Below are 21969 nucleotides of genomic sequence, written 5' to 3'. Positions count from 1 at the left end.
GGCCTGCCTTTTGAATAGGCGGGACGTTTTCCAGTGCATGGCGCGAGACCGGCGTGAAGACCGCATTAACTCAACCGGCGCGAACATTCCCTCCCAATAAGGTCAGCACTTCGCCCGTCACGTAACTCGAATCCGCCTCGGACGCGAAATACACGTAAGCCGGCGATATTTCCTCAGGCTGGGCCGGTCGCTGAAACTTGGTCTGCATGCCGAATTTGGCAACTTTTTCGGCCGGCTGATCGGCGGGATTCAGAGGCGTCCAAACCGGCCCCGGAGCGACGCAATTCACCCGGATCCGCGATTCCGCCAGATTCTGCGCCAGCGACTTGGTGAAGGCGATGATCGCGCCTTTGGTCGCCGAGTAATCCAGAAGCCCGGCATTGCCTTCCAGACCGGTGATCGATCCGGTGTTGATGATGGCATCGCCGCCCTTGAGGTGAGGCAGCGCCGCCTTGGTCATATGGAAATAACCGTAGATGTTGGTCTTGAACGTCAGATCCCACTGCTCCTCGGAAATCTCGGCGAGGCTGTCGCAGTGTTTCTGATAGGCTGCGTTATTCACCAGAATGTTCAGTTTGCCGAACGACTGAACGGTTCTTTCCACCGCCTGTCGACAAAACAACGAGTTCTTGATGTCGCCGCAAATGACGATGGCCCTGCGCCCTTCCGCTTCGACCGCCTGCTTGGTTTCCTCGGCGTCCGAATGCGCCTCGTGATAAACGATGGCGACATCCGCTCCCTCCCGAGCGAACAGCACGGCGACGGACCGGCCTATTCCCGAATCTCCCCCCGTCACCAGCGCGACCTTGTCCTTGAGCTTGCCCGCTCCTTTGTAGAGCGGCGCCGAATATCTCGGCCGGGGCTCCAGCTCGGATTCCAGCTCCGGCCGCTCCAGATGTTGTTCCGGAAACGGCGGTTTCGGTTCTTGCAACTCGCCCGTCATACGCTTGCTCCTTTGCCTGATATCGGCCCGTGTTCGCCCGGACTCAAACCGAGAACATCAACCTCAAATGTAAATATTCGACTCCGAGCGTCGCTTGTTTATCCGGCATTTCGGCGAAGACCGTCGATAGATCATGGCGATAGATATCCCGGTGACGAAACGCACGACCGATAGACACTGCCGCTACCGAAGTCGAGCATCAACTTAGATGTCATTGAACTTTTGACAAACAGCACGGACCAAAATATCAGTAGCCGGTAATACGCCTGGGACATGGATAGTTTTAAGCTTTCAGCAGGGAAGGGTCATCCGCAAGCTTTCAGTTACCCAGTCAAACCATAAACAGACCGCAAGGAATGCGACGCCTTTTGCTGCCCAATTAAGCAACTGCTGCGGTGGGTTTATCCGCTGCCGAACAGTATCGAGCACAGCCGTGTGCTACCGGAATGAACAACGACGCATAAGGCAAATCCGCAAAACGGTCCGCTGATCCCGAAGTCGGCAGGTCATTCGTCCAAGAACGTCAAGGATGCACTCTAAAAGCGGAGATCATGGATATGACAGAGAGTGGAAGGAAACACGTTGTCGTGACCGGCGGAGCCGGGTTTCTGGGAACGAATCTCTGCCGCTGGTTGCTTATGCAAGGTCATGCGGTCACCTGCATCGACAACTTTCGAACCGGAGGCAAGGAGATTCTCCTCGGACTCAAGGATCTGGGTGCTTTGGAAATCATCAATCAGGACATTACCCTGCCGCTGCACGTCGAAAACGTAGACGAAATCTATAACCTCGCCTGCTCCGCCTCGCCGGTCCACTATCAGGCCGATCCGGTCCACACCTTGAAGACCTGCGTGCAGGGCTCGTTCAATCTCCTGGAAATGGCCCGTTACTCGAAAGCCAAGATATTCCAGGCGTCGACCAGCGAAGTTTACGGCGATCCGGAAACCCATCCTCAACATGAAGCTTATCGCGGCTCGGTCAACCCCGTGGGGCCGCGGGCCTGTTACGACGAGGGCAAACGCTGCGCCGAAACCTTGTTTCTCAACTATTACCGGCAGCACACGGTGCGCGTCAAAGTCGGCCGCATCTTCAATACCTACGGACCCTATATGCGGCTCAACGACGGCCGCGTGGTTCCGAACCTGATCGGGCAAGCGCTCCGGAACCGTCCGCTGACCATCTATGGCGACGGCAACCAGACGCGTTCCTTCTGCTATGTCGACGACTTGATCGAGGCGATGCAGCGCTTCATGGCAACGTCCGACGATGTGCCGGGCCCCCTCAATCTGGGCAACCCGGCCGAAATCACCATGCTCGAACTGGCCGACACTATCATCGATCTGACCGGCTCGCGTTCGAAAATCACCTTCCGGCCGCTGCCGGTGGACGATCCCATCCGGCGCTGTCCGGACATCAGCCACGCCCGCGAAAAACTCGGCTGGACGCCATCCACGTCTCTCGTCGACGGCTTAAAACGCACCATAGACTATTTCGAGAGCACCTTGACGGCGAAGGGACATACGTCCTCGAAAGCCATGACCGGAAGCTGATTCCGTTCCGGCCCCCGGCCGGCGATACGGGTTCGTAGGTCGGCAATCCTTTGCCGACAACACGTCTCGACGACACCGGAGCATCACCGAAACGATGGATCGACAGGAGTGACCATGGAAAGGATCTTGATTACCGGAGGAGCAGGGTTCATCGGCTCGCACCTTGCCGATGGGTTGATCGACCAAGGCTACCGGGTCCGGGTGCTCGACACTCTCAGCGAGCAAGTCCACGGCGATAACCGACAGCCGCCGCAATACCTCAATCCCGCGGTCGAATTCATGCACGGCGACGTGTGCGATGCCGGCGCAGTCCGAGAGGCGCTACGGAACGTGGATGCCGTGTTCCACTTTGCCGCCGCGGTCGGTGTGGGCCAAAGCATGTATCAGATCGAGCGATACACCGACATCAATAACCGCGGCACCGCCGTGCTGCTGCAATCTCTGATCGAACAACCGGTGAAAAAGCTGGCCGTGGCGTCCAGTATGAGCGTTTACGGCGAAGGACTTTACCGGACCACCAGTGGTCAGACCTGCACCCCCCCGGAACGGCCGCTGACGCAGCTTCAGCACGGCCAGTGGGAACTGACCGACAACAACGGCGATCCGCTGCAACCCCTGCCCACGCCGGAATCGAAGACGACCTCGCCCGCGTCGGTCTACGCCTTGTCGAAATACGACCAGGAGCGTTTATGCCTGCTGGTCGGCCAAGCCTACAACATTCCGGCCGTCGCGCTCCGCTTCTTCAACGTTTACGGGACCCGGCAGGCCTTGTCCAACCCTTACACCGGCGTGCTCGCCATCTTCGCCTCGCGTTATCTCAACGGCAACAGCCCGTCGATCTTCGAGGACGGCGAACAAAGACGCGATTTCGTGAATATCCGGGACGTAGTGCAGGCCTGTGTGCTCGCGCTCGAGCGCGACGAGGCCGCCGGTCGGGCACTCAATGTCGGAAGCGGCCGCAGCTATACGGTGCGCGAGATTGCCGAGCAGATGGGTCGGTTGCTCGGTCGGGAGGAGATTCGGCCGGTAATCACCGAGCAATACCGGGTCGGCGATATCCGCCACTGCTTCGCCGATATCGGCGAGGCCCAAAACATCCTCGGCTATCGCCCCCGTATCGAGCTGGAAGACGGCATGGCCGAACTGGCGGAATGGCTGCAAACCCAGCCCGCTTTCGACCGGTTCGAGGCGGCGAACGAGGAACTTTCGCAGCGGGGACTGCGGCTATGAACGACAAGCACCAAACGTTGAATCCGAAACAAGGTTTTACCGGAAACGACCTGAGGCCGGTGCTGATCACCGGCGGAGCGGGGTTCGTCGGGACCAATCTCGCGGATCGTCTGCTCGACGACGGCATTCCGGTGCTGATCTTCGACAATCTGGGTCGGCCGGGCGTCGAGCGCAATCTCGAGTGGCTCCGCTCCACCCATGGTAACCGGGTCCAGGTCGACATCGCCGATATCCGGGATTTTCACGCGGTCCGGAACGCCGTGCACCGGGCCCGGCAGGTATTCCACTTCGCCGCGCAGGTGGCGGTCACCACCAGCATCGAAAATCCGGCCGCCGATTTCGACGTAAACCTCCGCGGCACGCTCAACGTACTCGAAGGCTTGCGCTCGGCCCAGAATCCGCCGCCGCTGGTTTACACCTCGACCAACAAGGTGTACGGCGATCTCGGCGATCTCGGCGTACGCCGCCAGGGCGATCGCTATATGCCGCGCGACGAGGAAACCGCCCGAAACGGTGTCGGCGAAGACCGGCCCCTGGATTTTCACAGCCCCTATGGATGCTCGAAAGGCGGAGCCGACCAATACGTCCTCGACTATGCGCGCAGCTACGGGCTGCCTACGGCCGTATTCCGCATGAGCTGCATCTACGGGCCGCACCAGTACGGCACCGAGGACCAGGGCTGGGTGGCTCACTTTCTGATTCGAGCCTTGCAGGATCGGCCGATTACCATCTACGGCGATGGCCTTCAGGTCCGGGATGTGCTGTTCGTCGAAGACTTGGTAAGAGCCTTGCGGCTCGCCGGAGACAACATCGGCCGGCTGCGCGGACAGGCCTTCAATGTCGGCGGCGGACCGGCCAGGACGACCAGCCTGATCGAACTGGTGGACCTCATCGAGGAGCTGCACGGCCGCCGGCCTGAGCTGACATTCGCGCCCTGGCGCACCGGCGATCAGAAATATTACGTCTCCGACATCCGCAAGCTGGACCGCGCCATCGGCTGGCGACCGGAAACCGCCGTGCGCGACGGGGTGGCGGCGACATACGAATGGTTACTAATGTACTCGGACCAAAAGACGCGGTACAACCCCGGCAAGACAGCGGCAGTGCGGTCGAAGGGACTAAAAGGAAGCTTTGATTACGAATGGCCGGGAAAGTAAAGCCACAAACACTCCCTCTCCCTCTGGGAAAAATCGGCAGGGCGAGGCGCAACGCGACGAGCGGGCAGGCCAGGGATGGGCTGCCCCGGACTCGCGAGCGAAGCGGGACAGCGTAGCGTGGCGAGGCCGATTTGCACGCGCGAGCTCCGCTTGCGGCTCCGCATAGGGAATGTGCGGAGTGATTGGGCTAGGGTGCGGGTGAGTTGAATAGGGCTTAACTTTACGCAACTTTATTTACGCGCAGTAAATCTCTGTTCGGAGTAAAAAACTTGCGTAATTGACTGACTTAAAGGGTCCTCGCCCAACCCTCTCCCGGAGAGTAGAGGTATCTGTACAAATCGTCACCCCGGCATGGATTGCCGGGGTCCAGAGGCTAAGGACGGCAACGGCCTCTCACATCCATGTGTTCTGGATTCCGGCATCCAATCGCAAACGGTTGCTTTAGTCGCAACCCTTCCCTGCCGGAATGACGGTTTTGCGGACTTGTGTAGATACCTTTGGTCAGAGGGAGATGGCTTTTTTCAAAGCTTTACTTATTAATCAGGCCCGTAAATACCCTCCTGGTCTTTCGGGCCGCCGCCCAGGCCCGGTACACGCCCGGCCTGGGCTCACGCGGCTTGTCGCCGCGCCGGGGCATCCCTGCCCCGGATCAACCCGGCCTATATTTATAGGCCGGGTTAATAACACGACAGTTAGCACTGGACACCCCTTGGAATCCGACCGATGCGTGGAATCCGAGAGTGCTTAAACAGGGAACGATAGCGAAGCGGTCAGCAGCATGAACATCTGATCTCTTGCCGGCCGATGCCCGCTTCCGGAACGGGACAATCTCAGCACGGATGGCTGAGCACAAGGAGGACATCAACGCGTGAGACCGGCAACGGAACAAGCTCCCTTACAGGCAACCGTCGCCCAGATTCGCTGCTTGGCGGCGGTTTTCAGAGGACCGAAGGACCTTCGAGTAATGCCCGTCTCGGTGCCCCCACCGGGTCCTGGGCAGGTGCGCGTCAAGCTGGAAGGCTGCGGCGTCTGCGGTTCGAATCTTCCGGTCTGGGAAGGACGCCCCTGGTTCGACTACCCCTTCCCGCCCGGCGCCCCCGGACACGAAGGCTGGGGCCGCGTCGAGGCAGTGGGCGCGGACGTCGAGCGTCCGGCGGTGGGCACTCGGGTAGCGGTTTTGTCCTATCACGCCTACGCCGGATACGATCTGGTCGAAGCCGGCGCCGCCATTCCTCTTCCCGCCGTGCTCGACGACCAGATCTTCCCAGGCGAACCCCTGGCTTGCGCGATGAACGTGTTTCACCGCAGCGGCATCAAGTCCGGAGAAACGGTCGCCATCGTCGGCATCGGCTTTCTGGGCGCCCTGCTCGTCGGCCTGTCGGCCAAGGCCGGAGCCCGCGTGATCGCACTGTCCCGCCGTCCCTACGCACTCGATGTCGCACGCCGCCAAGGCGCCGACGAAACCCTGTCGATCGGTGATTTTCAGGCTGCCGTCGACCGCGTCAAAGCACTGACCGGGGATGTCGGCTGCGACTGCGTGATCGAGGTCGGGGGAGAACAGTACACCCTGGATCTGGCCACCGAATTGACCCGAGTACGGGGTCGCTTGGTGATCGCCGGCTACCATCAGGACGGGCCGCGCCAGGTGAACATGCAATTGTGGAACTGGCGCGGCCTGGACGTCATCAACGCCCACGAACGCGACCCGCAGCGATACGCCGACGGTCTGCACGCCGCGATCGCGGCTGTGGCCACCGGACGCATCGATCCGTCGCCGCTTTACACCCACCGATTCGCCCTCAAGGAACTGCCCCAGGCTTTCGAGCTGATGCGGTCGCGCCCGGACGGCTTTCTGAAAGCGGTGGTGCTGCTATGAACGCGACTCCGGTACAAAACGCGACTACGGAAGTTCGGCCGAACCGTCCGCGGCTGGGCTTTCTCGGCGTCGGCTGGATCGGCCGCAACCGGATGGCCGCCCTGGCGGAAGAGGGTTGCGCCGAGATCGTCGCCCTCGCCGATCCGTCCCCGGAAGCCCTGAAGGAAGCGTCGCACCTCGCGCCCGGAGCCGCCCTGAGCGAACGTCCGGAGAGCCTCTTCGAGAACTCTGTGGACGGGATAGTCATTGCCACGCCCAGCGCCGCTCACGCCCGGCAAGCGATGGCCGCTCTCGAAAGAGGCCTTGCGGTGTTCTGCCAAAAACCGCTGGCCAGGACCCGGCAGGAAACGCGAAGCATCGTCGATGCGGCGCGCCGTGCGGACAGGCTGTTGGGCGTGGATTTGAGCTACCGCTACGTACGCGGCATGGCGGAAATTCGCGACGCCATCCGCCGGGGCGATCTGGGCGAAATCTATGCCGTGGACCTGACCTTCCACAACGCCTATGGCCCGGACAAGCCGTGGTTCTACGACCTCGCCCTGGCGGGCGGCGGCTGCGTCATGGATCTGGGCGTCCACCTCGTGGATCTGGCGCTGTGGATGCTGGATTTTCCGGACGTCACCGAGGTCGTCAGCCGCCTGTACGCCCGCGGGAGGCTCCTGGCAAAACCGGCTGCCGAGATCGAAGACTATGCCGTCGCGGAGATCGGATTCCGAGGCGGCGCCGTCGCTCGCATCGCCTGTTCCTGGCGGCTTTCGGCCGGCCGCGATGCGGCGATCGATTTCTCTTTCCACGGCACCGGGGGCGGGGCCGCGCTCCGCAATGTCGACGGCTCCTTCTACGACTTCATCGTCGAACGCTTCCACGGAACCCGGCGCGAAGCCGTCGCCAGCCCTCCCGACCCCTGGGGCGGGAGGGCGCTCATCGATTGGACACGGAGGCTCGGCCAAGAAGGGCGCTTCGCCCCGGAAGCCCGGCAGTTCGTCGAAATCGCAACCGTACTCGACAGGATCTACGGACGATGAAAATCCTCATGACGGCCGACACGATCGGAGGCGTCTGGCGGTACGCGCTGGAGCTGGCCCGCGGATTGGAAGCTTTCGGGGCGGACATCGTGCTGGCCACGATGGGCGCCCCCCTGTCCGCCGAACAGCGGCGCGAAGCCGCGGCCCTTCACCATGTCCGGGTGGCCGAGAGCCGCTACAAACTGGTCTGGATGGACGATCCCTGGGAGGATCTCGAAGCAGCCGGCCGGTGGCTGCTGAAGCTGGCGAAGGACGCCAATCCGTCGCTGATTCATTTGAACGATTACCCCCACGGCCATCTGGCCTGGCCGGCTCCGGTCCTGATGGTCGGCCACTCCTGCGTGCTGTCGTGGTGGCAAGCGGTATACGGCGAGCCGGCGCCGAAGCGCCTGGACCGCTATCGGGACGTCGTTCGAACCGGGCTGCGGGCGGCGGACTGCCTGGTCGCACCGACCGCGGCCATGCTCGCCGAATTGCGCAGGCTGTACGGTCCTTTGCCGACAGCCCGCGTGATCTCCAATGGGCGCGCCGGCCAGCCCGAGAGCAACAAAAAGCCCTTTATCCTCTCGGCCGGCCGATTATGGGACCCGGCCAAAAATATCGCCGCTCTCGCCCGAATCGCCCCGCGCCTGTCATGGCCCGTCTACATCGCCGGCGAAGCCCGACATCCCGACGGCGGAACGTCCGACTTCGCGGACACCCATTGCCTCGGGCGGCTTTCTCCCGAGCAACTCGCGAACTGGTTCGCCCATGCCGCTATCTACGCCCTGCCCGCCCGCTACGAACCATTCGGTTTATCGGCGCTGGAAGCGGCCTCGGCGGGATGCGCCCTGGTGCTCGGCGACATCCCCAGCCTTCGCGAAATCTGGCAGGACGCTGCCTTGTTCGTATCGCCGAACGATACCGAGCAACTCCGCTCGACGCTTCAGGAACTGATCGACCGGCCGGACCTGCGGCACGACTGGGCGGCCAAGGCCCGGATCAGAGCGGCCTGGTTCACGCCGGAACGGATGGCCGCCGCGTACTGGAATGCTTATCACGATCTGATCGCCGACCGACGGACGACCAAACGCCGGGCCGGCAAGACGACGAACGTCTCTTTTCACTCGCAAACGGCATCGCCGGGAGCGCCGGTGCGACCCGATCACCACGTCTAACTAAAACAATGGAATCTTAGAATGAAATTTGTCCTCTTCTATCACTCTCTGATCTCCGACTGGAACCACGGCAATGCCCATTTCCTGCGGGGCATCGCCACCGAACTGCTGCAGCGCGGCCACCGCGTCGAGGTTTACGAACCGACCGACGGCTGGAGTCTTCAGAACCTCCGCGCCGAGCGGCTTCCCGGCTCGCTGATGGGCTTTTTCGAGGCCTATCCACAGCTGCTCAGCCGCTTTTATAACGTCGACGATATCGACATCGGCGCCGTTCTGGCGGATGCCGACGTGGTCATCGTGCATGAGTGGAACGATCCCGCTTTGGTCAAAAAGATCGGACGCCATCGCGCCCGATCGGGGCACTACGTCTTGCTGTTCCACGACACCCATCATCGGGCGGTGACCGATCCCGAATCGATCGCCCGATACGATCTGGAACACTACGACGGGGTGCTGGCCTTCGGCAAGGTACTGCGCGACATCTATTTGGACCGGGGCTGGGCCTCGCGGGCCTGGACCTGGCACGAGGCCGCCGATACCCGCGTATTCCGTCCGATGCCGCGCGAGCCCGACGAAGGAGATTTGATCTGGATAGGCAACTGGGGCGACGACGAGCGCACCCGCGAGCTCAAGGAATTTCTCATCGATCCGGTCAAGACGCTCAAGCTGAGGACGCGCATTTACGGCGTGCGCTACCCGGCACGGGCGCTCGACGTCTTGTCCGACGCCGGAATCGAATACGGCGGATGGCTGCCGAATTATGAGGTTCCCCGAATGTTCGCCCGTTTCAAGGTGACGGTACACATTCCGCGGCGGCCTTATCGCAGGGCGCTGCCGGGCATACCCACGATACGCCCCTTCGAAGCGCTGGCCTGCGGCATTCCGCTGGTCAGCGCGCCCTGGGACGATGTCGAGGGCTTGTTTACGCCCGGCCGGGATTTCCTGGTCGCCCGCACCCGTCACGAAATGGAGGAAGCCGTCGCAGCGGTTCTGCACGACCGCAAATTCGCGCAGAGTCTGGCCGCGCAGGGACGCGCCACCATACTCAGACGCCACACCTGCGCGCACCGAATCGACGAGCTGTTGGACATCTGCCGCGAACTGCGCCTGTCCCGCTCCGCGGAACACAAATCGAGGAAAGAACCCGCTGTCACATAGGAGACGTCTTCATGAAACACCGGCCGCAAGTCGCATTCTTCGGCTCCAGTCTGGTCTCGTCCTACTGGAACGGCGCGGCCACGTACTACCGCGGACTGATTCGCGCCTTGAGCGTGCTGGGGTACCGCACCACCTTCTACGAGCCGGATGCCTTCGAGCGGCAGCAGCATCGCGATATGGCCAATCCGACCTGGGCCAACGTCGTGGTTTATCCAGCCACGGAACAGGGCGTTTCGAAAGCGCTGGAAGCCGCCCGGCAGGCGGATATCCTGGTCAAGGCAAGCGGCGTCGGCGTGTTCGACGACTGGCTGGAACGCGAAATTCCGGGCCTTCGGGCGCCAAACCGAATGGTCATCTATTGGGACGTCGATGCCCCGGCCACCTTGGAGCGGGTTCACCAGAATCCCAACGATCCGTTCCGTACCCTGATTCCCCATTACGACCTGATCCTGACCTACGGCGGCGGACCGCCTGTCGTAGAGGCTTACCGGGCACTGGCCGCACGCGATTGCGTGCCGGTCTATAACGCGCTGGACCCGGCCATTCATTATCCCGTGACACCGGATCCCCGGTTTGCCGCCACTTTGGGATTTCTCGGAAACCGCCTCCCGGACCGGGAAACGCGGGTGCACGAATTCTTCTTCAGTCCCGCGGCGAAACTCCCGAAAGCCGATTTCCTGCTCGGCGGAAACGGGTGGGAATGCAACATACCGGAACTCCCCAATCTCCGCTATCTCGGCCATGTATACGCCCAGGATCACAACGCGTTCAATTGCAGCTCGCGCATGGTCCTCAACATCAACCGCAGCAGCATGGCGCGCTTCGGCTACTCCCCCGCCACCCGAGTATTCGAGGCGGCGGGTGCCGGCGCCTGCATCGTCACCGACGCCTGGGAGGGCATCGAGCAGTTTCTGGAACCCGGCCGGGAAATTCTGGTTGCCCGGACCGGGGACGATGTCGTCCGGCATCTTGAAACGACGTCCGAAGAACGTGCTCGGGCGATCGGCGCCGCCGCCATGCGGCGGGTGATCGCGGAGCATACCTATGCGCACCGGGCGGCGCTGGTCCACCGTATTCTGACCGGACTGGCGGATGGCGGCGTTTCGAGCAATACGCCCGCGCCTCGATCCAATGCTGAGGAGAACTCTCTTCCCGATCGGTTCAACCCCTCCTTAAACCCACACACAGGAGCTTGATCATGTCCGAGCCATTGAACATCGTCATACTGGGACTCTCGATTACGTCATCCTGGGGCAATGGCCACGCCACGACTTATCGGGCGCTGGTACACGGCTTGAGCGCGCGCGGCCATAGCGTACTGTTTCTGGAACGCGACCAGCCCTGGTATGCGAAAAACCGCGACCTGCCCAACCCGCCTTACGGCACGACCCGCCTTTATGCCGATCTTGACGAACTGAAAGATCGGTTCACCGACGAGGTGGCGCAAGCCGATCTGGTCATCGTCGGCTCGTACGTTCCGGACGGCGTCGAGGTCGGACAATGGGTGATCGCCACGGCGCGCGGCCTTACCGCTTTCTACGACATCGATACGCCGATCACGCTGGCTAAACTGGTGCACGGCGATTGTGAATATCTGCACCCGGATCTAATCCCCCGCTACGAGCTTTATCTATCCTTCACCGGCGGTCCGCTCCTGTCCTGGCTCAAACGCTCGTACCGCGCTCAACGGGTGGAACCGCTCTACTGCTCGGTAGACCCGGATCTACATTCTTCAGACTTCGGCCCCATCGAGTACGACCTCGGCTACATGGGCACTTACAGCGAAGACCGGCAGCCGGCGGTCGAGGAATTGCTGCTGAAACCCGCGCGTCAGTGGGCACAGGGGCGATTTGCGATCGTCGGAGCGCAATACCCGGAAACGATAGCCTGGCCTCCGAACGTTCACCGCATCGAACACTTGCCGCCCGCCGCTCACCGGCGCTTCTATACCTCGCAGCGTTTCACGCTGAACGTCACCCGCCACGAGATGGTGCGCGCCGGATACTCGCCCAGCGTGCGCCTGTTCGAAGCCGCCGCCTGCGGGACGCCGGTCATCTCGGATCGTTGGCAAGGTCTCAACAGCTTCTTCAAGATCGGTGAAGAAATTCTGGTGGCCGAACGCGCCGAGGACGTTCTGCGTCATCTCCAGGAGACCTCGGATGCCGAACGGACCCGCATCGGCGAGCGGGCGCGTGCCAAGGTGCTTTCGGCCCATACCTCGATTCATCGGGCCATAGAGTTGGAAAACCATGTGCGCCGGGCACGCGGGGGATTCCCTAGACCCCGCATCATTCATAGCTACGGTTAGAACGTTTTTTACTAGGGTGCAGGAACGGGCGGCATACGAAACCGTCACACCCTACACCGAACTAAAAAATGTTCTCGCCGCAAGGCTTCATTACCGAATGATCAATGCCAGGAGGTGTCGTCATGTCGCACGAATCGAAAAAAACGACGAATCACGAGGAGATTCGCCGCTGGGTGGAAGAACGGGGAGGCTGGCCCGCCACCGTTAAGGGTACCGCCGGCAAAGGCGACGAGGCAGGCATCCTGCGCATCCGGTTCACCGAAGGCGGTGAAACGCTGGAGCGGATCTCCTGGGAGGCGTTCTTCGACAAGTTCGAAGAGCAAAAGCTGGCTTTTCTTTATCAGGAAAGAACCCAGAGCGGAGAGGTAAGCCGTTTTTTCAAGCTGGTGCGGCGCGACTGATCGTCGACCCGTAAGACGGAAGAAAATACCTTCCTTTGTCGCCGGCCGCACCGTGCGGAATTGGAATCCCGGACCGGGCAGCAGCCGATAAGGCGGCGGGAACCTGCAAGCGCAACCAGCAGACGGCCCGGTTGACCGAGAGGTTAGGCCACAGATGAATCATCGGTGAGCTCAACGGCGTTTTCGTCGCACCAAAGGCGCAACGCCTTTTCAGTCTCGCGGGATTCGTATTCGTACCAGCGTTCAAGCTGGTTTCGGCTATTCAAGAAATCTTTGAAGCGACCGTAAGCGCCTTTCTTTCGAAAAAACTCGGAAACGGTTTCGTATTCGCCGGGGAGTTCTTGCTCTACGAATGACAATACCAGGTTATGCCCCAAGTCCAGATCGTGCTTGTGAGGAACTTCGACGTACCTGTCTGATGTTTCGAGATCGTCGGGAACTTCTTCTTCGAAGTCGAACTCGGGTGACAAATAGTGAATCGTTCCGGTGTCCCGATCAATGAAGGCCCTGCTGTCAAAGGGCGCGCCGGAACTCACGAATTCGAAGGCATCAAGGAGATCTGAGTATCTGAGCTTTGCGATGGACATATGGTACGTGGCCTCATGTGCCGAACAATCGGCGCTTGGTGACTGGGTCAAGCTTTTGTTGTTTTAACTTCGGCTTGGTTCAGCTAAGTGAACTTCGTCATTTTGCGTAAAAAAATCAAAGCGAATAACCAAAGCGTGGGCCGTTTTGCTAACGTCACCGGTAATCGGGCCGCGTTAGCAGCTCCGGTGCACCGCCTCGTTAGGCTGTTTTTCCATCTTAACTGTCATGCCATTTCTTTCTACGACGACAAACCCCATTCGCTCATACAGCCTTTTGGCCGGATTGTCTTCAAAGGTCGTAAGACGAATGCTGACCTTTGAATAAGTAGCAAGTAGACGGTTCAAGAGCTTTGTGCCAATACCTTGGCCCTGCCGGGCAGGGGATAACTGGATGTTGTCGATGTAAATCGATGTGGGTTCTTTGATTACGCTGAGGTAACCAGCTCGTTTACCGGCAATGATCACCATGGTTATGTTCTCAACGACGAATCCGTTACGGAACTCGGTTGAAACCCAGCCTCCCCAGTGTTTACAGAATAAATCATGCATGTTCCTCTTGGTGAGACGGTAACAGTATGCGTAGTCATCAGAAGTAGCAGGTCTAAGTTCGTAATCCATTGTTCACCGCTTATGCCACACAGCCCAATCGTGAATGGGTCAGCTCGTAGGGCGGGTTAGGCGATAGCCGCCGATTCCGCGGCAAGGCGGGTTACGGCTATCGCCTAACCCGCCCTACGGACTGTTTCAGGTAAGCCGGACGGGCATTCATATGGTCACGCCGTTGACGCCCGGCGCACCAGTCAGAGTTTTTCGCCATCCTGTTAAGCGCCGGAATGCTGAATTGTTCTTGTTGCCCGCGTCAAGTCAGAAAAAGCTTACGAACTCGGCCTGATAAGACTGATACGCGATGACCGAAGCGGTTTTCCCGAAGATTCGGCGTTCTGTGGAAAACTGGCCGAAGAGGCCAAGGATGGCGTCGGACCGAATTGCAGATCTTTGTTCTGGATGCCGGTATCCAAAACACACGGATGTGATCCGGGCATACGCCGCCCTTGGCTTCTGGATTCCTTTCGAACCGTGCCAATCGCCCGGTGTCTAATTTTTGAGCTGATGAGTGATCGAACGGCGGCGATTGCGGCGTTTTGGGCACCATCGGTAACGACTTATTGAACCCATGCATCGTTCGACCGGTGCATTCCGGACAAACCGAATAGACCAGATCCGAAGGAGTGTGAAATGGCAAGCGTGCACAAATCCATAGAGGTCAACGTGCCGGTAAGAGTTGCGTATAACCAGTGGACCCAGTTCGAGGATTTTCCCAGTTTCATGGAGAACATCGTGGAGGTGCGCCAGATCGACGATAGCCATGTGCATTGGCATGCCGAGATCGGCGGAAAACACAAGGAATGGGACACCGAAATCGTCGAGCAGGTACCGGATCAGCGCATCGCATGGCGTACCACGGCCGGACCGGAGAACCACGGGATCGTGAGTTTCGAGCCGGTGGGCGGCGACCGCACCCGTGTCAGCGTGGATATCGAATATCAGCCCGAGACCACGATGGAGAAGGTCGGCGATATGCTCGGAATGGTGTCTTCCAACGTGGAAGAGGACCTGGAGAACTTCAGGGACTTTCTCGAGTCACGGGGACACGAAACCGGCGCCTGGCGCGGTGAAATCCACTAAAGCGAGGCTCCGAGAGATGGCTGCGGAACACGGCTTGCCGCGTCATCGTTCAAGTCCCGATCGGCCATCGCCTTTCGACTGAAAACCAAAGGAGCGCAGTCCAAGCAAGCCGAGATGAAGCGCTCCCCATTCCAAACCCGCTTTGTCCCCTCTCGCTACGTCCTCCCCAATTCGCCCTCCTGTTTGGCCGAATAAGGAGTTTGGGGAGGGCGGGGCGAGAATGCTTGGCCGTTCCCGGCGAACGGACGCATTTGTCGGCAAGGGATTGTCGATCAACGACAGGTTTGGCCACGACAACCGCGTGCGGGGCGGCCCTCCGCTCCAATCGAGATCTCCCGCTCGCTGGACGGCAGAAATCGTCATCGGTCGAATTTATCAGGCATAATTCCTTTAATAAAACCAGCCCGCGAGAATTCGATGATGCAGATTTTCCGCACCAAAAGAACCACCACGGACGACTTCCAGGACAGTGGACTGAGACGCTGCCTCGGAGCGATGGATCTGACTCTCCTCGGCATCGGCGCCATCATCGGTACCGGAATCTTCGTACTAACCGGCATTGCCGCCGCGACTCAGGCGGGGCCCGCGGTCATCATTTCCTTCGTGATCGCTGGGCTCGCCTGCACCTTCGCCGCGCTGGCCTATGCCGAGCTGGCCTCGAGCGTCGGCGGATGCGGCAGCGCCTACGGATACAGCTATGCAGCGTTCGGCGAGCTGACAGCCTGGATCATCGGCTGGGACCTGATCTTGGAATACGGGCTATCGGTAGCCGCCGTGGCCAACGGCTGGTCCGGCTATTTCAATAACGCCTTGACCGCCATCGGTTTGCCGCTGCCCGATTACCTGACCCATGCGCCGGAGCTGGGCGGCATCATCAATCTTCCGGCGGCCGGCATCGTGCTGATTCTCATGATCCTGCTGATCATCGGGGTCAAGGAAAGCGCCCGGCTCAATTCGCTGATGGTTTTCATCAAGCTGCTGACCATAGGCATATTCGTCTCGGTCGCGCTGTTCAACGTCGATCCGGCCAACTGGCAGCCCTTCATGCCTTTCGGCTGGTTCGACCACACGGCCGAGGGCAAACCTATCGGCATTTTCGCGGGAGCGTCCATCGTTTTCTTCGCCTATGTCGGATTCGATGCCGTCTCGACCGCCACCGAAGAAGCGCGCAACCCGAAAAAGGACGTGCCGGTCGGCATCGTGACGGCGCTGGCTTTCTGTACCTTGGTCTATATCCTGGTCGCCGGCCTGCTGACCGCGGTCGTTCCCTACACGGAACTCAACGTGTCCTCTCCCGTGGCCCATGCGCTCCAGCTGTTGGGTTTGAACTGGGCATCCGCACTGGTGGCGACTGGCGTCATTGCCGGGCTGACCACGGTCATGCTTGTGCTCTATTACGCGCTCACCCGGATCATTTTCGCGATGGCCCGCGACGGTCTCCTGTCTCCGTGGTTTTCGACCGTCAACCGGAAAACCCAAACGCCGGTGAGAGTCATCATCCTGTGCGGCTTTCTGATCGCATCCGTAGCGGGTTTCGTGCCGCTGAGCGAGCTTGCCGAACTGGTTAACATCGGTACGCTGTTCGCATTCGTACTCGTCTGCCTCGGCGTCATGATTCTCCGCATCACCGACCCCGGCATGCACCGTCCTTTCAAGGCGCCGGCCAACCCCGTGCTCCCGATACTCGGCGTCCTCTCGTGCGGAGCACTGATGGTTTTTCTTCCGACAACCACCTGGTACCGGTTCATAATCTGGCTCGGTATCGGGCTGATCGTCTATTTCGTCTACTCGGTACGCCACAGCAAGCTCGCGAAAGCGGACGAAGCGCAGACTAGCGAGATCTAGAGCGTTTTTCATCCCGGTGTACGGCTTCGTGTCGGGCGGGAAGAACGTAGGTCGGCAATCCCTTGCCGACTTATCGGCTCGGCAAAGGACTTTGTGGGAAGGGGCGTCCTGGCGCTCCCAGGACGGCCGTTTGCGATTGGGAAGGGATTGCCGACCTACCTATCGGGCTCTCTGACACCGAATCGGAAAATGCTCTAGCCTGCCATAGCCAGAGATAGACAAGCCGGTCCGATCGAGAACTGCGCCAATGTCAGCGGCGGCCGTTGGAGGAGGATGGGGATGAATCGGATTTGTGCCGGGCCACATCGGCGGTCCAGACCAGCCTGACGCGGCTTTTTTTGGCCTTGGTTACCAGCGGCGCCGCAGTGCCGGCTTGACGCCCGGAGGCCGGGTCTAGAGTCGGTTGCCGCCGTGGAGAAACGATGGTTTTCGGATCGAGAGGCTCGTAGCTGCCGCGCACTCGATCGTCGGGTACCCGACCGATATGCAGCTTGGGCCGGCCTTGCCAGTTTCGTGCATCGTGCAGGAGCTGCGGCGGGCGCACCGTTCGGTATGTGGCACTCGAATCAAATCGGCTTGCTTCATCCACGTCTCCGGAACTTAACGCCGCGGCTCGCGCTCTTTCGCGACTACGCTGATGCAGCCATGCTCTCAGCTCCTTCAGCCTCACCCGCTCGTCCTCGCTGAATTCAAGATCGACGTCATTGAGGGTGGCCGATTCCACTTCTTCGAATCCTTCGTCAACGTCCGGCTCCGGACCGAACTTCTGGGCCGTGGCCGGGCAGGAAAACGCCCATATGACGAGAAATCCCCCCAAAGCCTTCACTGACCAATTGTTCACTATCATCCCCCGCGAAAATCTATGCGAGTCTGCCTCTCTATTCGGGCATGAGGCCTTTGCCTCGCTCAGCGGTTTACACCGCCTTCGGAACCATCAAGACTTCCGGTTGCAGCGATCGCCTTAGCCGTTTCTCGTACTCGCCCCAAAACGACATGGTCCTGGAGAACTCCACCGCCTACGATCGGCGGGCAAGACACACCGGATTCTCCGGAACTCCGCACTAAATCAAGGCATTGAGAATGGCTAAAAAAATAACGGCACCGAGCACCGCTGTCGCGAAGCTTATCAAAGATGTCGGACGCTCCACACCCGGCTTTCCTCCGAATCCCAAACGGTCGGCAATCCAGCCGCCGAGAAAGGCGCCTATAATACCCACGGCGATATTACCCAGCATTCCCATCTCGTCTCCCCGACCGACGATCAGGCTTGCTACCCAGCCGGCGATCCCGCCGAAAATAATCCAAAGCAACATATCGATATCTCCCTGTTACGATAACAAAATCAGGAACATCAGTGGCGCAACTGTTCCCGCGATATCGGTATCCGGATTCGGACAATCCTCTAAATTGGGCACATTTTCAGGGTTTTGGTTCCTCCGAACTATTTCTTCGATTTTTCGGCGTTCGGAATCGCATCCGGATAAAACAACGGCTGATCGGCGACTTTGAAGTCGGCAATGGTTTTTTGCCCCTCCGTGCCCGTGACGTAGTCGATATATTTCTTGGCCAGCTCGTAATTCACGTGTTTATGCTTCTTCGGATTTACGGCCATGACATGATAGGGATTGAACAGCGCCGGATCTCCCTCGAATAGAAGCTTCACGGTCAATTTGTCCTTGTCCGCGAGAAAGGTTCCCCGGTCGGTCAGCGTGTAATCGGCCTTATCGTCGGCCATGCGCAGCACGGCTCCCATGCCCTGCCCTACCGACAGATACCATTCGCCTTCCGGCCGCAGCCCCGCCTTCTGCCAAAGAGTCTTTTCCTTGACATGCGTTCCCGATTCGTCGCCGCGGGAAACGAAGCCCGCCTTGGCCTCGGCGATTTTCCTGAAAGCTTCGGCCGCGGTCTTTGCGCTCCTGACACCGGCGGGATCCGTTTCCGGGCCGACGACGACAAAGTCGTTGTGCATCACGGGCTTGCGGTCGACACCGTGTCCCGCCGCCATGAATTTCTCTTCCGCATCGGGGTCGTGCACGAAGACGATGTCGACATCGCCGCTTTCGCCCAGTTTCATCGCCTTGCCGCTGCCTACGGCGATCACGTCTATCCTGGCCTTGTGCTTTTTCTCGAACGGCGCATTAAGCACCGGCAAGAGCCCCGTGTTCTCGGTACTCGTCGTGGTCGCCATTTTCAGCACCTGTTCGGCCAGGGCCAGGGGGGTAAAAACAACCGAGGCGATCAGGCCGAGAACAACAAGACGATTTCTTAGCATGTTGAATCCTTTTTTGAAGAACCGATCGGAAACGTAGGTAAATTCATGGACGAGCACCATCCACGTCCCGGCTATTTTTGCTCATCATCGCGAAAACGCAAAAGTCAGACGAATATCGCCCAGCCTGAAACGACCAAATGACGTTCCCCGAGGGTGGGTATCGCAAGACCCGCCTTCCCCGGCCCTTAGTCCATGACTTGCCTCGCCTTTGACGCCATGCTTCGGAGTCTTTCCCGATCGTCGGCGCTCAGGTTCGCGGGCTGAACATCGATTTCCACCTTCTTCAAGGTGCCGGTGAACCGATTGGGCGAAGCGTAGGCGGCGCTTACCGGAGATCCCGAGTCTTCGCCGATGTCGAAGGTTTCGTCGGCGGAAAAACGTCCCCAGGTGGTATGTTCGATCCGGCCTTCGCCGGCCTTCTTGTCGTTGACGAAAAGCGCCGCCGTGCCGCCCTTGCCTATGCCGCCACCGTCGTAGCGGAACTCCATGCGTATGGTATTCGGTCCCGGAGACAGCGGCTCCGAGCCGGTTACGCTGTAACGGGCCTGGGTGACGTAGTTGTACTCGTAAACCGGCCGTCCGTGCTTGACGTAGAGGGCGAAGCCTCCCACCACGCCGCCCTCGGCAACGAGTACGCCGTCCGCTCCGCCCTGGGGCACTTCTATCTCTGCCGTAATGATGTGCGAGCGGTTCTTGACCGGAGCGGCCGAGCCTTCCGGAATGCGCACACCGCCCGGGTAGTAGGTGAACCGTGTCCGTCCCTCGATCAGGCTGGGCCGCAAGCCGGGATCGGTACGCTCGGTCAAGCGATCGTCCAGTGGGAGAACCTGGAACTTCTTGGCTTGCACCCAAAACTCGTCCTGAAGCTTCTTGAGCTTGTCGGGATGTTTCGCGGCCAGATCGTCGGCTTCGCTGAAATCGCGATCCAGGTCGTAAAGTTCCCATTGATCCTCGTCGAAATCGAAGGTCCCGGTGGTCCACGGCAGCCGGCCGTGACGGGCGGCGGCGATCCAGCCGTTCCTGTACAGCGCCCGGTTGCCGAACATTTCGAAATACTGTACCTGCCGCGTGCCTTTTGCGTTCGCATTATCGAAGCCGTACAGCATGCTGACGCCTTCCATCGGCTTCTGCTTGACGCCGTTCACCTCCGTGGGTATCGGGATCTTGGCCGCTTCCAAAATGGTCGGCACGATGTCGATGACGTGGTGGAATTGCGTGCGAATGCCGCCTTTGTCCTTGATGCGATCCGGCCAGGCAACCACCATCGGATTGCGTACGCCGCCCAGGTGCGAGGCGACCTGCTTGCCCCATTGAAACGGCGTGTTCATCGCCCAGGCCCAGCCCACCGGGTAATGGTTGTAAGCGTTGGGCCCGCCGATTTCGTCCAGGTGCTGCACCAGCAAAGCCGGATCTTCGGATAAACCGCCGATGGCCGCCATTTCGTTGAAAGCGCCGTAGAGAGTGCCTTCCATGGAGGCGCCGTTATCGCCGATGATCCAGAAGACGACGGTATTGTGCAACTGGCCGACCTGCTCGATGGCGTCGAGCACGCGGCCCACCTCGTAGTCGGTCTGGGCGGTGTAGGCCGCGAAGGCTTCCATCAGCCGCGCGGCCACCCGCTTCTGGTCGGGCGTCAGCGAGTCGTAGGCCGGTATTTCCTTCGGCCTGGGTGTGAGCTTGGTATCCGGCGGGATCACGCCCAGCTTGAGCTGGCGCTGATAGGTCTCTTCGCGGTACTTGTCCCAGCCCTGGTCGAACTGTCCCTTGAACTTGTCGAGCCACTCCTTCGGCACATGATGTGGGGCGTGCGTCGCGCCCGGAGCGTAATAGACGAAGAACGGCCGGTCGGGCGTGACCGACTGTTGCTGAAAGATGTAGTCGATGGCCTCGTCCGCCAGCGCGTCGTTGAGCGTGTAGCGCCCTTCTCGGCCCTTCGGAACCTGCATCTCCACCCGCTGATGGTCGCGGTAGAGCGCCGGCGCCCACTGGTTGGCCTCTCAGCCGAGGAAGCCGTAAAAATGATCGAAGCCTTGCAGTCCCGGCCAGCGGTCATAGGGGCCCGATACGCTGGTCTCCCAGTCCGGGACATTGTGGTTCTTGCCGAAGAACGCGGTGCTATAGCCGTTCTGGCGCAGAATCTCGGAGACCATCGCGGCGCTCTTGGGAATCTGGCCGGTGTAGCCGGGATAGGCGGTGCCGGTCTCCGTGATCGTGCCGGTACCGACCGAGTGGTGATTGCGTCCGGTCAGAAGAGCCGCGCGGGTGGGCGAACAGAGAGCCGTGGTGTGGAAACGCGTGTAGCTTAGCCCGGCCTTCGCCAGCCGGTCGAGATTGGGCGTCGGAATCTGCCCGCCGAAGGTGCCCCACTGGCCGAACCCGGAATCGTCGATCAAAACCACCAGGACGTTCGGAGCACCGGCCGGCGCTTTGACAACCGGAATCTTGTCCGGCTGAGAGTCCTTGTAAGTGCGTCCGATCTTGCCCTTGAAGGCAGGCTCCGGCGCGGGCAGCACCGTGCCGCGCGGGCCCTCTGCCCATGCGGCGGCAAGCGAGAACGCCAGCAGTATGATCACCCTGAACGGCAACCAGGGGAACATGCCCAAGCGCCGCTTCTGAAAACGGGGTGCGTCCATTTCGATCTCCTTTCGTGGTTTCGCTTCCTTTCCTTCCTCAATTAGACAGGAATTGCCTCGGAAGAACGATCCTGTGCGTTCCTCTCAAGGATGATTTCGCCTTCGAAGTTCGACAACGTGATTCAAATGTGAATCGTTGTC

General features: G+C 60.2%; 18 protein-coding genes and 1 pseudogene. 12 read left to right on the top strand and 7 right to left on the bottom strand.

Annotated elements, in window-relative coordinates; translation table 11 throughout:
- Positions 1 to 70 precede the first annotated feature (70 nt).
- Complete coding sequence (locus ACWJJK_RS04985) at positions 71 to 943, bottom strand: SDR family oxidoreductase (protein WP_133717404.1); 873 nt, start codon at positions 941 to 943, stop codon at positions 71 to 73.
- A gap of 557 nt (positions 944 to 1500) precedes the next feature.
- Between ACWJJK_RS04985 and ACWJJK_RS04980 the strand changes: the two genes are divergently transcribed.
- The 10 genes from ACWJJK_RS04980 to ACWJJK_RS04935 all read left to right on the top strand — a co-directional run bounded on the left by ACWJJK_RS04980 (position 1501) and on the right by ACWJJK_RS04935 (position 12805).
- Positions 1501 to 2493 (top strand): NAD-dependent epimerase/dehydratase family protein, encoded by a 993-nt coding sequence (locus ACWJJK_RS04980; protein ID WP_156880671.1) that lies wholly within the window; start codon positions 1501 to 1503, stop codon positions 2491 to 2493.
- Positions 2494 to 2607: 114 nt separating this feature from the next.
- The gene (locus ACWJJK_RS04975; RefSeq protein ID WP_156880670.1) at positions 2608 to 3723 is read left to right on the top strand and encodes an NAD-dependent epimerase/dehydratase family protein; all 1116 of its coding nucleotides are present in this window, start codon (positions 2608 to 2610) and stop codon (positions 3721 to 3723) included.
- Positions 3720 to 4880 carry an NAD-dependent epimerase/dehydratase family protein gene (locus tag ACWJJK_RS04970; RefSeq protein ID WP_156880669.1) on the top strand — a complete coding sequence of 387 codons (1161 nt, stop codon included), beginning with the start codon at positions 3720 to 3722 and terminating at the stop codon, positions 4878 to 4880. Before ACWJJK_RS04975 ends, ACWJJK_RS04970 begins: the two co-directional genes overlap by 4 nt.
- Positions 4881 to 5748: 868 nt before the next feature.
- Positions 5749 to 6756, top strand: coding sequence for a zinc-binding dehydrogenase (locus tag ACWJJK_RS04965; RefSeq protein ID WP_208110112.1), 1008 nt, complete (start codon positions 5749 to 5751; stop codon positions 6754 to 6756).
- Positions 6753 to 7781 (top strand): Gfo/Idh/MocA family protein, encoded by a 1029-nt coding sequence (locus tag ACWJJK_RS04960; RefSeq protein WP_156880668.1) that lies wholly within the window; start codon positions 6753 to 6755, stop codon positions 7779 to 7781. Before ACWJJK_RS04965 ends, ACWJJK_RS04960 begins: the two co-directional genes overlap by 4 nt.
- Entirely contained in the window at positions 7778 to 8938 is a 1161-nt protein-coding gene (locus tag ACWJJK_RS04955; protein WP_347258470.1) for a glycosyltransferase family 4 protein, read from the top strand. The genes ACWJJK_RS04960 and ACWJJK_RS04955 overlap by 4 nt, the downstream gene beginning before the upstream one ends.
- Before the next feature lie 21 nt (positions 8939 to 8959).
- Complete coding sequence (locus ACWJJK_RS04950) at positions 8960 to 10096, top strand: glycosyltransferase family protein (protein ID WP_156880667.1); 1137 nt, start codon at positions 8960 to 8962, stop codon at positions 10094 to 10096.
- Positions 10097 to 10107: 11 nt separating this feature from the next.
- Complete coding sequence (locus tag ACWJJK_RS04945) at positions 10108 to 11292, top strand: glycosyltransferase family protein (RefSeq protein ID WP_156880666.1); 1185 nt, start codon at positions 10108 to 10110, stop codon at positions 11290 to 11292.
- A gap of 2 nt (positions 11293 to 11294) precedes the next feature.
- Positions 11295 to 12404 carry a CgeB family protein gene (locus tag ACWJJK_RS04940; RefSeq protein WP_077729344.1) on the top strand — a complete coding sequence of 370 codons (1110 nt, stop codon included), beginning with the start codon at positions 11295 to 11297 and terminating at the stop codon, positions 12402 to 12404.
- A 122-nt stretch (positions 12405 to 12526) separates the two neighbouring features.
- Positions 12527 to 12805, top strand: coding sequence for a hypothetical protein (locus ACWJJK_RS04935; protein WP_156880665.1), 279 nt, complete (start codon positions 12527 to 12529; stop codon positions 12803 to 12805).
- 143 nt (positions 12806 to 12948) lie between these two features.
- Here the strand turns inward: ACWJJK_RS04935 and ACWJJK_RS04930 are convergent, their stop codons facing one another.
- On the bottom strand, positions 12949 to 13392 hold the full coding sequence (locus ACWJJK_RS04930; protein ID WP_156880664.1) for a UPF0158 family protein: 444 nt from the start codon (positions 13390 to 13392) through the stop codon (positions 12949 to 12951).
- 174 nt (positions 13393 to 13566) lie between these two features.
- Entirely contained in the window at positions 13567 to 13941 is a 375-nt protein-coding gene (locus ACWJJK_RS04925) for a GNAT family N-acetyltransferase (RefSeq protein WP_280859364.1), read from the bottom strand.
- A 687-nt stretch (positions 13942 to 14628) separates the two neighbouring features.
- Between ACWJJK_RS04925 and ACWJJK_RS04920 the strand changes: the two genes are divergently transcribed.
- Both ACWJJK_RS04920 and ACWJJK_RS04915 read left to right on the top strand, forming a co-directional pair.
- Entirely contained in the window at positions 14629 to 15078 is a 450-nt protein-coding gene (locus tag ACWJJK_RS04920) for an SRPBCC family protein (RefSeq protein WP_077729339.1), read from the top strand.
- Between the two features lie 417 nt (positions 15079 to 15495).
- Positions 15496 to 16923, top strand: a complete 1428-nt coding sequence (locus ACWJJK_RS04915; RefSeq protein WP_240502442.1) for an amino acid permease — start codon at positions 15496 to 15498, stop codon at positions 16921 to 16923.
- A gap of 250 nt (positions 16924 to 17173) precedes the next feature.
- Here ACWJJK_RS04915 and ACWJJK_RS04910 read toward each other — a convergent pair whose 3' ends face one another.
- From ACWJJK_RS04910 to ACWJJK_RS04895, 4 genes and pseudogenes are all read right to left on the bottom strand, one after another.
- Complete coding sequence (locus ACWJJK_RS04910) at positions 17174 to 17764, bottom strand: hypothetical protein (protein ID WP_156880662.1); 591 nt, start codon at positions 17762 to 17764, stop codon at positions 17174 to 17176.
- A 220-nt stretch (positions 17765 to 17984) separates the two neighbouring features.
- Positions 17985 to 18236 carry a GlsB/YeaQ/YmgE family stress response membrane protein gene (locus ACWJJK_RS04905; protein ID WP_156880661.1) on the bottom strand — a complete coding sequence of 84 codons (252 nt, stop codon included), beginning with the start codon at positions 18234 to 18236 and terminating at the stop codon, positions 17985 to 17987.
- Between the two features lie 128 nt (positions 18237 to 18364).
- A complete protein-coding gene (locus ACWJJK_RS04900) occupies positions 18365 to 19195 on the bottom strand; it encodes a substrate-binding domain-containing protein (RefSeq protein ID WP_156880660.1) in 831 nt (276 codons plus the stop codon).
- A 185-nt stretch (positions 19196 to 19380) separates the two neighbouring features.
- A pseudogene (locus tag ACWJJK_RS04895) lies at positions 19381 to 21792 on the bottom strand (arylsulfatase).
- Between the last annotated feature and the right edge of the window lie 177 nt (positions 21793 to 21969).

The organism is Methylocaldum gracile, assembly GCF_053646815.1.
This window is presented reverse-complemented; position numbering and strand designations above follow the sequence as displayed.

What these genes read in the sequence shown, in the direction of transcription:
- ACWJJK_RS04935 (WP_156880665.1), top strand. Translation starts at nt 12,527, where the DNA reads ATGTCGCACGAATCGAAAAAAACGACGAATCACGAGGAGATTCGCCGC.
- ACWJJK_RS04925 (WP_280859364.1), bottom strand. Translation starts at nt 13,941, where the DNA reads ATGCATGATTTATTCTGTAAACACTGGGGAGGCTGGGTTTCAACCGAG.
- ACWJJK_RS04970 (WP_156880669.1), top strand. Translation starts at nt 3,720, where the DNA reads ATGAACGACAAGCACCAAACGTTGAATCCGAAACAAGGTTTTACCGGA.
- ACWJJK_RS04955 (WP_347258470.1), top strand. Translation starts at nt 7,778, where the DNA reads ATGAAAATCCTCATGACGGCCGACACGATCGGAGGCGTCTGGCGGTAC.
- ACWJJK_RS04980 (WP_156880671.1), top strand. Translation starts at nt 1,501, where the DNA reads ATGACAGAGAGTGGAAGGAAACACGTTGTCGTGACCGGCGGAGCCGGG.
- ACWJJK_RS04940 (WP_077729344.1), top strand. Translation starts at nt 11,295, where the DNA reads ATGTCCGAGCCATTGAACATCGTCATACTGGGACTCTCGATTACGTCA.
- ACWJJK_RS04985 (WP_133717404.1), bottom strand. Translation starts at nt 943, where the DNA reads ATGACGGGCGAGTTGCAAGAACCGAAACCGCCGTTTCCGGAACAACAT.
- ACWJJK_RS04950 (WP_156880667.1), top strand. Translation starts at nt 8,960, where the DNA reads ATGAAATTTGTCCTCTTCTATCACTCTCTGATCTCCGACTGGAACCAC.
- ACWJJK_RS04975 (WP_156880670.1), top strand. Translation starts at nt 2,608, where the DNA reads ATGGAAAGGATCTTGATTACCGGAGGAGCAGGGTTCATCGGCTCGCAC.
- ACWJJK_RS04915 (WP_240502442.1), top strand. Translation starts at nt 15,496, where the DNA reads ATGATGCAGATTTTCCGCACCAAAAGAACCACCACGGACGACTTCCAG.
- ACWJJK_RS04930 (WP_156880664.1), bottom strand. Translation starts at nt 13,392, where the DNA reads ATGTCCATCGCAAAGCTCAGATACTCAGATCTCCTTGATGCCTTCGAA.
- ACWJJK_RS04960 (WP_156880668.1), top strand. Translation starts at nt 6,753, where the DNA reads ATGAACGCGACTCCGGTACAAAACGCGACTACGGAAGTTCGGCCGAAC.
- ACWJJK_RS04945 (WP_156880666.1), top strand. Translation starts at nt 10,108, where the DNA reads ATGAAACACCGGCCGCAAGTCGCATTCTTCGGCTCCAGTCTGGTCTCG.
- ACWJJK_RS04905 (WP_156880661.1), bottom strand. Translation starts at nt 18,236, where the DNA reads ATGTTGCTTTGGATTATTTTCGGCGGGATCGCCGGCTGGGTAGCAAGC.
- ACWJJK_RS04900 (WP_156880660.1), bottom strand. Translation starts at nt 19,195, where the DNA reads ATGCTAAGAAATCGTCTTGTTGTTCTCGGCCTGATCGCCTCGGTTGTT.
- ACWJJK_RS04920 (WP_077729339.1), top strand. Translation starts at nt 14,629, where the DNA reads ATGGCAAGCGTGCACAAATCCATAGAGGTCAACGTGCCGGTAAGAGTT.